At 72.9% G+C, this 13,456-nt stretch carries 9 protein-coding genes (1 of these 9 cut by a window edge); 2 read left to right on the top strand and 7 right to left on the bottom strand.

The genetic code is table 11. From position 1 onward, the window contains the following. From WMF27_RS36955 to leuS, 6 genes are all read right to left on the bottom strand, one after another. On the bottom strand, positions 1–2,609 hold the 5' portion of the coding sequence (locus tag WMF27_RS36955; RefSeq protein WP_437764180.1) for an MGH1-like glycoside hydrolase domain-containing protein. 70 nt of this gene lie to the left of the window's left edge; 2,609 of the gene's 2,679 nt are visible here — the first part of the coding sequence; it begins with the start codon at positions 2,607–2,609; the stop codon falls past the left edge of the window. Positions 2,610–2,680: 71 nt separating this feature from the next. Continuing rightward, complete coding sequence (locus WMF27_RS36950; protein ID WP_437764181.1) at positions 2,681–3,208, bottom strand: peptidylprolyl isomerase; 528 nt, start codon at positions 3,206–3,208, stop codon at positions 2,681–2,683. 59 nt (positions 3,209–3,267) lie between these two features. Next, on the bottom strand, positions 3,268–4,644 hold the full coding sequence (locus WMF27_RS36945; protein WP_437764182.1) for a hypothetical protein: 1,377 nt from the start codon (positions 4,642–4,644) through the stop codon (positions 3,268–3,270). Further along, positions 4,644–5,252 carry a penicillin-binding protein activator LpoB gene (locus WMF27_RS36940; protein ID WP_437943351.1) on the bottom strand — a complete coding sequence of 203 codons (609 nt, stop codon included), beginning with the start codon at positions 5,250–5,252 and terminating at the stop codon, positions 4,644–4,646. Before WMF27_RS36940 ends, WMF27_RS36945 begins: the two co-directional genes overlap by 1 nt. 67 nt (positions 5,253–5,319) lie before the next feature. Next, positions 5,320–6,453: a trypsin-like serine protease gene (locus tag WMF27_RS36935; RefSeq protein WP_437764184.1), complete on the bottom strand. Its 1,134-nt coding sequence runs from the start codon at positions 6,451–6,453 to the stop codon at positions 5,320–5,322. A gap of 348 nt (positions 6,454–6,801) precedes the next feature. After that, positions 6,802–9,366 (bottom strand): leucine--tRNA ligase, encoded by a 2,565-nt coding sequence (gene leuS / locus WMF27_RS36930; RefSeq protein ID WP_437764185.1) that lies wholly within the window; start codon positions 9,364–9,366, stop codon positions 6,802–6,804. A 541-nt stretch (positions 9,367–9,907) separates the two neighbouring features. On the opposite strand from leuS, the gene WMF27_RS36925 reads away from it, so the two are divergent. Further along, positions 9,908–11,167 carry a hypothetical protein gene (locus tag WMF27_RS36925; protein WP_437764186.1) on the top strand — a complete coding sequence of 420 codons (1,260 nt, stop codon included), beginning with the start codon at positions 9,908–9,910 and terminating at the stop codon, positions 11,165–11,167. 83 nt (positions 11,168–11,250) lie between these two features. Then, entirely contained in the window at positions 11,251–12,723 is a 1,473-nt protein-coding gene (locus WMF27_RS36920) for a UDP-N-acetylmuramoyl-tripeptide--D-alanyl-D-alanine ligase (protein ID WP_437764187.1), read from the top strand. 51 nt (positions 12,724–12,774) lie between these two features. Here the strand turns inward: WMF27_RS36920 and WMF27_RS36915 are convergent, their stop codons facing one another. Then, positions 12,775–13,386 carry a peptide deformylase gene (locus tag WMF27_RS36915; protein ID WP_437764188.1) on the bottom strand — a complete coding sequence of 204 codons (612 nt, stop codon included), beginning with the start codon at positions 13,384–13,386 and terminating at the stop codon, positions 12,775–12,777. Positions 13,387–13,456 lie beyond the last annotated feature (70 nt).

Here is a 13,456-nt window from a genome sequence, read left to right as displayed (position 1 = left end):
GCAGTCCAGCCGGTCTGGTGCGAGGCGCCGAGCCCAGCGCCGGTGTCGCCGTGGAAGTACTCGAAGAAAAACAGGCGATCTCGGAATCGAGGATCGCGCTGGAAGAGGGGGTGCTCGCCGTAGACAGGGCGGCGCCCCTCGCGGTCGCGCTCGAAGATCGCGATCAGCCGGCGCGCGATCTCGTGCGCTCCGTCGCGAAGCGTGCGAGGGCCGTGGCCGCCGAGCGACGGGATCGTGAGCACGTCGCCGAAGCCGTGGTCGAGCCGGAGCAGCGAGCGGTAGAGCAGGTAGCCGAGCGGGAACCAGATCGGGCCGCGCCAGTTGGAGTTGCCGCCCTTCATGCGCGTGATCGACTCGCCCGGCTCGTAGCCGACCGTGTACTGCGCGTCGCAGGGCTCGATCCCGAGCGAGACGGGCGCGGCCGCGTGCTCCTTGGAGAGCGAGCGCGGGCCGAACGGCGAGAGGAGCTTGTCCTCGTCGAACAGGTGCGCGAGCACCCGCTCGAGGCGCCCCGGCGGCACCGCGGAGAGCACCTGGCGGCCGTCTGGACGTACGGTGATCGCCTCGGCCAGCGCGGGGTTCTTGCGGAGGAACCACTCGGTCCGGCGCCGGAAGTTCGCGAGCTTGCCGTAGATCTCGGGGGTGATCACGTGCACCGCGCAGAGCGGGATGAGGCCGACGGCCGATCGGATCTTCACGTGCCGCGGCTTCCCTCCGGCGATGAGGATGTCGAAGTAGAAGCCGTCCTCCTCGGACCAGAGCGGCAGCCGGCCGTCCGCCGTGTGGTGGAGCGCGTGCGCGATCCGCAAGAAGTGCTCGAAGAACTTGCTGGCGAGATCCTCGTACGCGGAGTTGTCGAGCGCGAGCTCCAGCGCGATGCGCATGAGGTCGAGGCAGTACATCGCCATCCACGCCGTGGCGTCCGCCTGCTCCAGGCGCATCCCGGGCGCGAGCCGCTCGCTGCGATCGAAGAGCGAGATGTTGTCGAGGCCGAGGAACCCGCCCTCGAAGACGTTGTGCCCCTCGGCGTCGCGCTTGTTGACCCACCAGGCGAAGTTGATGAGGAGCTTGTGGAACACCCGCTCCAGGAACACCCGATCGCCCTCGCCCCGCTGCTTCCGCTCGATCTTGTAGATCTGGTAGGTCGCCCAGGCATGCACCGGGGGGTTCAGATCCGAGAACTCCCACTCGTAGGCAGGCAGCTGCCCGTTCGGGTGCTGGTACCACTCCTTGACCATCATCTTCAGCTGGGCCTTGGCGAGGTCGATGTCGAGCGAGGCCAGCGCGACCGCGTGGAAGGCGAGATCCCACGCCGCGAACCAGGGGTACTCCCACGCGTCGGGCATGGAGAGGACATCGGCGACGGAGACGTGCCGCCAGTGGGCGTTTCGGCCGCTCAGCCGCTCGGGCGGCGGCGCGTGCGCGTCGCCGCGGAGCCAGGTGTCGACGTCGTAGTGGTAGAACTGCATCGTCCAGAACAGCCCCGCCGCCGCCTGACGCTGGATGGCGCGGCGATCGTCGGACAGGGCAGGGCCCTGGACGGCGAGATAGTACTCGTCCGCTTCCCTGCGCCGCGCCTCCAGGAGCTCGTCCGCGCCGTCGAACGGGCACTCCACCGGCTCAGGCGCGAGCCGGAGCAGGATCCGCCGGCTCCCGCCGGCCGGCACCTCGAAGCGATGCCAGCTCGCGGCCTTCGTGCCGCGGCGCTCGGGGTTCACCCGCGCCTCGTCGTCGTGGACGACCCGGTGATGGAACGCGTCCTTGACGTACGGTGTCCGCGAAGGGGCGCCATAGAGCCGCTCGCGGTTCGTCTCGTTGTTGGTGAAGAGCAGCTCCGGGCTGCCCTCGATGTACAGGTGATGTGCGCCGTGCTCGGGGTGCGCCGCGCGCAGCATCACATGACCGGCGTCGGTCTCCATGGCCCGGATCTCCGGGACCGGACCCGGAGGCTCGGTCCAGGACCATGTGTTGCGGAACCAGAGGTGCGGGAGCACGTGGATCGGCGCGGCCTCCGGGCCGCGGTTCACCACGGTGATGACCATCAGGATGTCGCTCGGGCTCCGCTTCGCGTACTCGACGAAGACGTCGAAGTAACGATCCCCGTCGAAGGCGCCGAGATCGGGGAGATCGGCCTCGCCCTCCGAGAGTCCACGGTCGCGCGCGGCGGCGACGAGCGCCTCGTAGGGGAACGGCCGCTGCGGGTACCGGTAGAGATAGCGCAGGTAGCTGGAGGTCGGCGTCGCGTCCTCGTAGTAGTAGATCTCCTTGACGTCCTCGCCGTGGTTGCCTTCCGGCCCGGTCAGGCCGAAGGCCCGCTCCTTCAGGATCGGATCCCGCTCGTTCCAGACGGCGACGGCGAGACACAAGATCTGGTGTCGGTCACAGACGCCGCCGAGCCCGTCCTCGTTCCAGCGATAGGCGCGGCTCCGGGCATGGTCGTGAGGGAAGTGCGCCCACGCGTCCCCGTTCGCGCTGTAGTCCTCGCGCACCGTCCCCCAGGCCCGCTCCGACAGGTAGGGGCCCCAGTGCTTCCAGCGCAGGAGGCGCTCGCGCTCTTCCTCGAGGCGGCGGTGCTCGGCGGTCGGCGCAGCGCGGACGGTCCTCGTCATGCGCGCCACGCTAGGCGACTCCGACGGAGGCGTCGAGCCCGCGGCCGGCGCGCGACGACCTGGTGCGGGCGCTACTCGGTGCGCTGGATGATGTGGAAGCCGAACGGCGTCTCGATGATCTCGCTCACCTCGCCGATCTTCAAGGCGAAGGCGGCGTCGGAGAAGCCCTTCACCATCATGCCGCGCTCGAACACCCCGAGATCCCCGCCGCGCTCGGCGGCGCCCGGCTCGTCGCTGTACTCCGCGACCGCCTCCTCGAAGCTCGCCCCGCCGCGGATCTTGAGGAGCGCTTCCTGCGCGCGCGCGCGGGCTTCGGCGCGCGTGCGGCGGAGGCCCTCGGGCTTGCTCTTCGAGCCCTCGTGCATGACGAGGAGATGCCGCGCGCCGATCTGCTTGGGCTGACTCGCGATCAGCGCGCGCTCCCGCTCGATCGCTGCGTCCTCCTCGGCCGCCCGGATCGGCGCGGAGACCGCGAGGCCGCCGCCGACCCAGGAGGGCGAGGTGGCGAGCGTCCCGCAGGCGGTCGCGCAGAGGAGCGCGAAGGGCGAGCACGCCGAGAGCGCGTGAACCAGCACGGCGCGGAGATGAGGGCTACGCATCGGCGCGGAGACTGCCGCGGGAGGGGTGCGCCCGCAACCCTCCCGTCCGCGCGCGCCGCTCAGCGGAGGACCATCACCGGGACGAAGGCCCACCCGCCAGCGGCCACGCTCACCCGGGCGCGCCTCGACTCGCCGCGGACGCCGACGACCACGTCGTGCGCGCCCGCGCGGACGCGGGTCCGCGCGATCGCGATGCGCGCGGGGAGCGTCGACCATCCGCGCGTGTCCGGTGTGTCGAGCGCGGTCAGCGTCGCGCTCGTCAGCAGGCCGACGAGCAGCCCCAGCGGCCCGGAGTCCTCTGCTGCTGCCTCGGTGGCGCCCTGCGCGGCTTCGCCGGCCGCGATGCGGGCGACGGTCCTCGTGATGGCCGACAGGATGACGGTCCCCTCGCTCTTCTTCCAGGCCGCGCGCACCTGCGCCTCGACGTCGAGCGCCTGCTCCATCGGCTGGGGGCGCCCGTCGAGCTGCAGCGTCGGGATCGAATAGCCGCCCTTGCCCCGGGCGAGCGTCGGGTAGTTGACCCAGGTCACGAGCCCCTTCGCCGCGAGCTCGCTCGCCCGCGCGCGATCCGTCGGGCTGATGTCGTTGGCCACGAGCGTGAGCGCGAGGCCGATCGGAAGGCGCTGCGGCACCTTCTGCGGGACGCGCCCGAACCCGACGACGACGATGAGCTCGGCCTCGCCGGTCTCGTCGAGGGGCGGCGGCGGGGCCTCACCTTCGATCGACGCGGCGATGCGGGGCGACCTGGGCTCGCCGCGCGTGAGCGCGCGGAGCGGGCGGCGGAGCGACGGATACGACCCGTGGCGGAGGGCGTCGTCGTAGTGGAGGAGCGCCTCGTCAGCCTGGCCGCTCTTCTCGAAGGCGAGGCCCGCAAGGTAGCTGCCGAGGCCGAGGAGCGCCGTCTCGCCCTCGTGATCGCGCAGGTATCTCTGCATGATCGCGAGGCGGCGAGCCTCGACCCTGGCCCCGCCGAGGTCGCGCTGGGCCAGGTAGTTCATCATGTTGATGGTGTTGATGAGCAGCTTCTCGTAGGCAGGCGCCTTGTACGGGCCCACGTCGTCCGAGAAGAGGTATTTGCCGAGATCGTGGGCGGCCCCGCGGGACATGTCGAGCAGGTCGATCGACTTGTCCGCGGCCCCGAGATCGCGCGCGGACAGCCGGTAGCTGTCCATGCTGAGGAGGATGTTGCCGCGGTCGAGCAGGAGGAGCGCGTTGTCGCCCCGGAGCGCCGGGAGCTGGGCCGCGGTCTCGACCTCGAGCTGCTCGTTCAGCGCGGCCACCGCCTCGGCGGGCGCGCCGCGATCGAGCGCCTGGAGCGCGGTGCGCACGCGATCTTCATGTCCGCCGCAGGCGGCCTGCCAGAGGCCGAGGAGCAGCGCGAGAGGAGCCAGGGCCGCACGCTTGCGCCCCGCGAGGGTCGCGTGCCGCCGGCGCATCACTCCTGGATGAGCGCCTTGGTGAAGGCCGCCCTGTTCTGCCAGGCCACCGCGCTCGTGGCGACCTCGATGAGCTGCATGAACATGAAGTACTGGACGCGGCGCTCGTCCTCGGTGCGCTCGTCGGCGGTGAAGACCTTGCCGGTGAGGTAGTACTTCGCGCCGAGCTGGCGGTTGTACTCGGCGATGTGGTTCGGATCGAACCCGCCGCCGTGCTGCTTCTCGACCTCCGCGACCATCTGCTGCTGGCGCTCGACGGTCACCACGGTGACGAGGCTCGCCTGGGCCAGGTACGTCTCGATCTCGGACAGGAGCGCCTGAAGCTGGCTGTCGATGTGCTCGCTCGTCTGGTTCGACAGCGGATAGATGGCGAGCGTGGGCCGCGAGCCGTCGTGCGCCCACGCCTTGGCCACCGGAGAGGCCATCAGGGACGTCAGGTTCTCGTGGAGGAGCTGCTCGATGTCGCGCCTGTCGATTCCCGTGCTCATCGCCGCGTCGTCGAGCCCCTCGACCTGATTGCCGCGCACGTAGGTGGGGCCGCAGCCGATGGGAAGCGAGGCGAGCGCGAGCGCCGCGAGCAGCGCGGCCGGACGGATGCTGGGCGACATGGGCATGGACACTCCGCAGGGCAGGACGCCCGCATCCTAGCAGGCGAGGTGTGCGCTGGAGCTTCGATCAGGCGGAAATCGTGCTCTGCGACGGGGCGCGCGCGCTGCGTGCGCGGCGGGTGCGGCGCGCGCGGCATGTCGGCGGCGCGGACGCTCTGGCTCGCAGCAGCGCGAGCAGCGCGAGCATCGCGAGCAGCGCGCGCGCCGCCGCGGCCCCGCTGTCGTCGCCGACGAGGGGGCCGTGCGCGCACGAGAGCCAGCGCTCGTCGAGCGGCCGGCGCGAAGGCAAGCGCTCGGCGGGGTCCGACGCCGTGGCCCACCAGGGCGGGTCGTAGTCGCCGACGTCGGCGGCGCGCCTCGCCTCGGTGACGAGCCAGTCGCGATGGGCGATGAGCCCACCATAGATGGGATCGGCGCAGCCGGCCGGCCCGCGCGACGTCACGCCGATGATCCGCCCCGCGACGTCGAGCGCCGGTCCGCCCGAGTCGCCGCTGCAGATGCCGTTCTCTCCGCGCCACTCGCCTCCTGTGACGCGCTCCTGCGTTCCGCACCCGTACCCGACGCACTCGACGTGGAGCCCATCGCGGCGCCTGCGGACGCCGCCGCCGCGCGATCTGCCCTCCGTGTCGCCGAAGCCCACCGCCGAGTAGACCTCGCTCTCCTCGGGCGGCCGATCGAGGCGGGGCGCGAGCGGCGTGACCTCGCTGCCGCCGAGCGGGGAGGACAGCACGACGAGCGCGACGTCGCGCCCGCAGACGGCGTTGCCGTCGGGCGGGCTGAGCAGCGCGCGCGCGCCGATCCACGGCGTGTCCGCGGCCCACAGGGCCCCGCCGAGCGTGGCGTAGACCTGCGAGGCATCGACCGGCTCACCGAACGTCGCCGTCTTGCAGGCGATGAGCTTGGGAGCTTCCGCGATGCAGTGCTGCGCGGTGAGCACCAGGTTGGGCGCGATCACGGTGCTCGAGCAGGTCCGCGCGACGCGCCCTCTGCGATCGGTGATGAGGAGACCGGCGACCGCGCGGTCTCCAGCGTCTGGATACCCTCCCTTGATCTCCAGCGCGGCCTCGGCCGCGTCCTCCTCGTGCAGGTCAGCTTCGTCCGCGTCTCCAGCGCAGCCGGCCAGCGCGGCGGCGAGGAGGAGGCAGCCAGCTCGGGTACACCATGCGGTGCTGTTCCGGCACACGGCCAGCCGCCTTTGCACGGCACCTGCCAGCCTGGGCTGTGCACCGCCGCGCTCCCCGAGGGAGGAGAGGATTGCTTCCGGGGAAGCTCACGCGCCGGCGGAGCCCACCCCGCTGCGCTGTGGTGAGGGATGCGGTCAGCGCGCCGATCGGGCTCATGTACACCCGAGCGCCCGACGCTGTCGTCAACCGAGCGCAAGGCGCTGGAGCGCGAGACGGCGGCGAGGAGGCGGCGCGAGCGCGGGGCCTCGCGCGCCGGGAGCGCCTCCCTCGCGCGGCTACCCCGCGCGTCCGTTCGCGACGTCGCCGCGCCGCGAGCGCTCGTTTTCTCCCGGCAGCGCCGGAGCTCTCCGGGCGGCTCCGGAGCGTCAGCCGACCACGATGTTCACGATCTTCCCCGCGACGTAGATGAACTTCTTCAGCTGCTTGCCCGCGGCGAGGGCGGCCACGCTCTCCAGGCCGAGCGCGGCGGCTCGTGCCTCCTCCTCCGATGCCACCTTCGCCAGCATCACGCGACCGCGGACCTTGCCGTTCACCTGCACCGGGATCTCCAGGACGTCGTCGACGCAGAAGGCCTCGTCGTGGGTGGGCCATGGCTCGTAGCTGAGCGAACGCTCGTGGCCGGTGAGCCGCCACAGCTCCTCCGCGAGGTGCGGCGCGAACGGGGAGACGAGGAGGATCAGCCGGAGGACCGCCTCGCGCGGCGGCGAAGGCAGCGAGCTCAGGTGGTTCACGAAGACCATCATCGCGGAGATGGCGGTGTTGAACGCCATCCCCTCGATGTCGCCGGTCACCTTCTTGATCGTCCTGTGGAGCTGCCGGCTCGTCGCGTCGTCCATCGCGTCCGAGAGCGGTCGCGTGCACGTCGCGAACACGCGGTCCCGGAACCGGACCACCCCCTGGATCTGCCCTGATTGCCAGGGCTTCACCGCCTCGAGCGGGCCCATGAACATCTCGTACATCCGCAGCACGTCGGCGCCGTAGGCCCGCACGATGTCGTCGGGGTTGATCACGTTGCCCCGCGACTTCGACATCTTCTCGTTGTCCTCGCCCAGGATCATCCCCTGATGGACGAGCCTCGCGAAGGGCTCGGGGTGCTTCACGTGGCCGAGGTCGTAGAGCACCTTGTGCCAGAAGCGCGCGTAGAGGAGGTGCAGCACGCCGTGCTCCGCGCCGCCGACGTAGAGGTCGACGGGCATCCACGCGTCGTACGCGGCCTCCGAGAACGGCTCCGCGTCGTTCTGCGGATCGAGGAAGCGGAGGTAGTACCAGCACGAGCCCGCCCACTGCGGCATCGTGTTCGTCTCGCGCGCGTACCACTTGCCGTCCCGCTGAAAGAAGCGCCAGTCGACGGCGCGCGCCAGCGGGCCCGCAGGGTCGTCGCCAGGGCGGAAGTCGGCGAGCGGCGGCAGCTCGATCGGGAGGCTGGCTTCGTCGACCGCGATCGGCTGATCGTAGCGGATCGTGTGCGCGGCGCCCTTCCTGGGATCACCCTGCGGATCGGCGAGCTCGACGGGGAAGTAGATCGGGATCGGCTCGCCCCAGTAGCGCTGGCGGGAGAAGACCCAGTCGCGCAGCTTGTAGTTCACCTCGCGCTTGCCTCGCCCGAGCGCCTCGAGACGCGCGATGACCGCGCGCTTGCACTCCTCCGTCGCGAGCCCGTTGAACTCGCCGCTCCGGACCGCGACGCCCGGGTCGACGTAGGCGGCCTCGAGCTGGTCGTGCAGGGCGCCGTCGGGGCTCACGACCTCGACGATGGGCAGCCCGTAGGTGCGGGCAAAGGAGAAGTCGCGCTCGTCGTGCCCCGGCACCGCCATCACGGCGCCGGTGCCGTAGCCGCCGAGCACGTAGTCGGCGACCCAGATCGGCACCTCCACGCCCGTGATGGGGTGGACGGCGACGAGGCCGGTGTCGACGCCGGTCTTCTCCCTCGCCGCCGCGGCGAGCCGCTCGCGATCGCTCTTGCCCGCCGCGGCCGCGACGTACGCGCGCACCGCCTCGCGGCGCGGCTCGGACGCGCCGCTCTCCGCGCTCGTGAGCCATGTCGTGAGCGGGTGCTCGGGCGCGAGCACGACGTAGGTGACGCCCATCAGCGTGTCGGGGCGGGTCGTGAACACGCTCAGCGCGCCCTTGCCCCATCCCTTGACCTCGAACGTGATGAGCGCCCCCTCCGAGCGGCCGATCCAGGAGCGCTGCATCGCCACCGTCCCTTCAGGCCAGTCGAGGAGGCGGAGATCCTCCGCCAGGCGGTCGGCGTAGGCGGTGATGCGGAGCATCCATTGCCTGAGCGGCGTCCGGTAGACCGGGTGCGAGCCGCGCTCGCTCTTGCCGTCGATAACCTCTTCATTCGCAAGGACGGTCCCGAGCGCCGGGCACCAGTTGACGCTCACCTCGTCCTGGTACGCGAGCCCCTTCTTGAAGAGCTGGAGGAAGATCCACTGCGTCCAGCGCACGTAGCGCGGATCGGTCGTGGCGAGCTCGCGCGACCAGTCGTAGCTGAAGCCCAGCATCTTGAGCTGGCGCTTGAAGGTCGCGATGTTCCGCGCCGTCGTGTCGGCCGGGTGCGTGCCGGTCTCGAGGGCGTGCTGCTCCGCCGGCAGCCCGAAGGCGTCCCAGCCCATGACGTGCAGCACGTCGAGCCCGCGCATGCGGAAGTAGCGGGACATGATGTCGGTCGCCGTGTACCCCTCGGGGTGGCCGACGTGCAGCCCCGACCCCGACGGATAGGGGAACATGTCGAGCACGTAGCGCTTCGCGCGGGCGGGGTCCGCGCTGCGGACGGCGCGGAAGGTCTCGCCTTCCTCCCACGCGCGCTGCCAGCGCGGCTCGACGGCGGCATGATCGTAGCGCGCGGGCTCACGCGGCTCGTTGGGAGAAGGTTCGGTGGAGGCGCGGGGGTCCATCGTCTCGGCGGCCATATCGCGACGTGCCATAGCACTGTGCTGCCGCGGTCGACAGCCGCCCCGCGGCGGCAGACGCCCGCGCCCCGGCGGGAGCGCCACGCCCGTCCACGGCGCGCCGCGGCCATGTCGAGAGTTCCCGACAAGCGTGGACAGCGCCTCGGTCCGAGCTCTGCCGCCGGAGACGCCCGCGCCCGAGCGGGCTGACCTCGCGCGCCGCCTCGCGCTCTGGAGCCACCCGCGCGCCGGAGCGTCGTGCGCGCCCCCTGCGCGCCGGTGGCGCCGGCGAGAGCGCGCGCCTCGTGGGCGCCTCGGTGGCGGGACGAGCTCGCCCTTCATCGCCCCGACCCGAAGGAGCGCACCCCTGGCGTCGCTATCCTGCGTCCGCGACGGGCGGTGTCGTCACGGCGCGGCGCTGCGTGGCGCCAGCGCCGACGAGCGGCCCCGCCCCGCGGGGCGGGGCGACGCGTCAGAAGGATGGCCGCACGCCGAGACTTGGGGGTAGATTGAGAGCGCTGTTCCGCTTCAGTGTGAGGCGGAGGGGTCGCGTGGGCGGTCCCTCCGAGGCGCGCGGATGACCGACAAACACGTTCCATGGGGAGCCCCCGAGAGTGAAAGGGCGGCGCAGCCAGGCCGGCCGCTCCCGTCGGCGCACGGCTCGGGGATCCCTTTCCGGCCGCTGCCCGTGCCGCCGCTGATGGCGCCCGGCGCCCTGCGCCCGCTCTCCGCGCAGTACGCGCTGAGCCCTCATCTTCAGCAGCAGAGCCCGCCCGCATTCTCGGCGCCGATGCCGTCGGCGCCCGCGTTTTCGGGGCCGGCGTCATCGGCGCCCGCGTTCTCGGGCGCCATGCCGGCGCCGGCGTTCTCGGGGCCAGCTCCCGCCGGGTACACCCAGCCGCCCGCGGCGAGCGTCTCGGCGCGCGGAGGGACCCTTCCGCCCGGGATCGTCTCGCAGCAGGACGTGCTCTCGGCCAGCGGCGTCTTTTCTCCGAGCGCGCTCCCGTTCATCTCGGCGCCGCCGCAGTCGGACCCGGTGCCTCCGAGCCAGGCGGCCTTCCAGCCGGCGCCCATCACGGACCGGATGGGCGCGAGCGCGGCGCAGCCGCCTGCGCCGGCGGCGCCGCCCGGGTTCGGGAGCCCTGGCTTCGGTGCGGCCGCGCCCGCGGCGCCAGAGGCCGCGCGCGCGCCGATGCCATCGCCTCACGCCGGCCAGCCGCCTGCGCCGGCGGCGCCGCCCGGGTTCGGGAGCCCTGGCTTCGGTGCGGCCGCGCCCGCAGCAACAGAGGCCGCGCGCACGCCGATGCCCTCGCTGCATGCGGGGATGTCGGCTCAGGCGGGGCCGCCGCCGGCCGCTGCGCCCGCGTCGGCGATGAGCGCAGCTCCCGGCGCGGCGGGGCACGGCGCGCCCCAGGCGGCCGGCGGGTGGGACGGAGCGGCCGAGAGCCCGTGGGCCACCACGTCGGCGCGCCTCGAGATGCCGGCGCTCCCGTCGACCTTCGTCCAGGAGCGCCCGGAACCGCAGAAGCCACCCGCCGCCGTCGCGCCGCGGCGGCGGGAGGGCGGCAGGACGCTCATCATCGTGCTCAGCGTGATCCTGGCGGTGGCCTTGCTGGCGCTCATCGGGATCACGCTGTGGCAGAGCATGGGCGGCGGAGGACCGATCGCGATCGACTACAAGGAGCCGCCGTCCACGGCCACCGAGGCATCGCCAGAGCCCACCGTGAGCGTGACAGCGGCCCCCAGCGCGCCCGCCGCGCCCCGCCCAGCCGCGCGCCCGCGGCCGAAGAGCGACGACATCTACGACGAGGTCGAGAAGGAAAAGACCCGGCGCTGAGGCGGCGCGACGCCGCACAGGCGGGGCGCGCCGCAGGCGATTCGTTGGCCCCGCGCCCCGTTCCGTGCTGGTGATCGCCCGCGATGGCGACGCCGATCCCGCAGAACCTTGCCCCCTTCTCCCTCGACGAGCTGGCGCGCGCGACCGGCGGGCGCGTGCTGAGGAGCGGGCCGGACGCGCGGGGCATCTCGACCGACAGCCGGACGATCGCGCCCGGAGCGGCGTTCGTCGCGCTCGCCGGCGAGAGCTTCGATGGCCACAGGTTCCTCGGCGCCGCCGCGCAGCGCGGGGCGGCCGCGTTCATCGTCTCGCGGGAGGTGGCCCTGCCGCCCGGAGGCGGCGCGGTGCTCGTGAACGACGGCCTCGCGGCGCTCGGGGCGCTGGCCAGAGCGCACCGCGAGCGATGGCGGACGGGCGCCCACGCCGACGGGCCGCGGGCGATCGTCGCGATCGGCGGCTCGGCCGGCAAGACGACGACGACGCGGACCATCGCGGCGCTGCTCGCGGGGGTGGGCCGCGGCGAGGTGCACGCGACAGCGGGCAACCTGAACAACGCCATCGGGCTGCCGATGACGCTGCTCGGGCTCGAGGACCGCCATCGCTTCGCGGTCGTCGAGATCGGCACGAACCAGCGCGGCGAGGTCGCGGCCCTCGCGCGGATCGCGGGGCCGGATCTCGCCGTGCTGACGTCCATCGGCGTCGAGCACACCGAGGGGCTCGGCACGCTGGAAGACGTCGCCGCCGAGGAAGGTGATCTGCTGGCCGCCTTGCCGGCCGGGGGTGTGGCCCTCGGCAACGGCGACGACGCGAAGGTGGTCGAGCAGCTCGAGCGCGCCGGCGCCGCGCGGCGGATCACCTACGGCTTCGGGGAGCGCGCGCGGATCCGGATCGCAGGGAGGCGGCCGGTGGGGGTGCGCGGCACCTCGGTGCGGATCGAGCGTGGAGGCGAGGCGCTGGAGCTCGTCGTCCCGCTGCTCGGCGAGGCGGGGGCGCTGGCGGCGGCGGCGGCCGTCGCCGTCGTGGAAGAGGCGGTCGGCGAGCCGCTCTCGACCGAGCGAGCGGCTCGCGCCGCCGCGGGGCTCGCGCCGCCGGGGGACGGGCGCCTGTCCGTCCGCGAGCTGCCGGACGGCACCGTGGTCATCGACGACAGCTACAACGCCAACCCGCTGTCGATGCGATCGTCCCTCAGGACGGCCGTCGAGGTCGCCGAGGGGCTCGGGAAGCGGCTGGTCCTGCTGCTCGGCGAGATGCGCGAGCTCGGCGCGCTCGCGGCGGCGGAGCACGACGCGCTCGGCGAGCAGGTCGGCGCCGCGCGCCCCGCCGCGCTGATCGCCGTCGGCGGCGAGGCGGCGCGGATCGCGCGCGCCGCCGAGGCCGCCGGCGTGCGGGCGTGGTTCGCCGGAGACGCGGACGCCGCGGCGGCCCGAGCGCAGGAGATCGTCGAGCGCGGCGATCTGGTGCTCGTGAAGGGCTCGCGCGGGATCAGGATGGAGCGGATCGTGGAAGCCCTCGTCGCCAGCGCCGGGCGCGGCGCCGGCCCGTCGCCCTCGCCGTGAGCGCGCGTCCGCCGGTCGAGCGCGCTCGCCTCCGGGCGCGACGGACCGCGGTCACGCGCCGAGCGCAGCCCGCGCCTCGGCGACGGGCAGGCTGACCAAGAGCTTCGCCTCCTCGTTGCTGCAGAAGGAGCGCGTGACCATGCGATCGACGTACAGCGTGCCGCGGAGGTGATCGACCTCGTGCTGGAGGATCCGCGCGGGCCAGCCCGTCGCTTCCCACCGGACCTCCTTGCCGTCCTCGTCCACGCCGCTCACCTCGACCGACAGATCTCGCTCGACCAGCGCCATGTAACCCGGGACGCTGAGGCAGCCCTCGAAGAACGTCGCCCGCCCCGCGCCTGCCGCGTCCGGGAGCGACGGGGCGAGGACCCTCAGCGTCGGGTTGATGAGCACCCTGAGCGGGAAGGGCACGCGGCCGCGCTCGGCGCGCTGGCCCGGGGTGAGGCGGGACATGAGCTCCTCGCCGTCTTCGAGCACGATCACCTGCTGGTCGACGCCGATCTGCGGCGCCGCGAGCCCCACGCCGGGCGCCTTGCGCATGACGGAGACCATCGTCGAGACGAGGTGCTTGAGCCGCTTCGTCCCGATCTCCTCGGGCGGGACGGGCGCGGCGGGCTTCCGCAGGACGGCTCTGCCTGCGAGGACGATCGGGGGGAGCTCCATGCTGCCGGGATGAACCGGCGCCCTCGCGAGCGCAAGCGGTGTGAGCTCGGGAGCAAGGACCGTGTGGGGG

This window comes from Sorangium sp. So ce281 (genome assembly GCF_051527395.1).
GTDB lineage: Bacteria > Myxococcota_A > Polyangia > Polyangiales > Polyangiaceae > Sorangium > Sorangium cellulosum_B.
The sequence above is the reverse complement of the archived record's forward strand: the minus strand, read 5'-3'. Positions and strand labels throughout refer to the sequence as shown.

Bases quoted from the DNA above. Each gene is read 5' to 3' on its own strand.
- WMF27_RS36950 (WP_437764181.1), bottom strand. From the start codon at position 3,208: ATGCGTAGCCCTCATCTCCGCGCCGTGCTGGTTCACGCGCTCTCGGCG.
- WMF27_RS36945 (WP_437764182.1), bottom strand. From the start codon at position 4,644: ATGCGCCGGCGGCACGCGACCCTCGCGGGGCGCAAGCGTGCGGCCCTG.
- WMF27_RS36940 (WP_437943351.1), bottom strand. From the start codon at position 5,252: ATGTCGCCCAGCATCCGTCCGGCCGCGCTGCTCGCGGCGCTCGCGCTC.
- leuS (WP_437764185.1), bottom strand. From the start codon at position 9,366: ATGGCACGTCGCGATATGGCCGCCGAGACGATGGACCCCCGCGCCTCC.
- WMF27_RS36925 (WP_437764186.1), top strand. From the start codon at position 9,908: ATGACCGACAAACACGTTCCATGGGGAGCCCCCGAGAGTGAAAGGGCG.
- WMF27_RS36920 (WP_437764187.1), top strand. From the start codon at position 11,251: ATGGCGACGCCGATCCCGCAGAACCTTGCCCCCTTCTCCCTCGACGAG.
- WMF27_RS36915 (WP_437764188.1), bottom strand. From the start codon at position 13,386: ATGGAGCTCCCCCCGATCGTCCTCGCAGGCAGAGCCGTCCTGCGGAAG.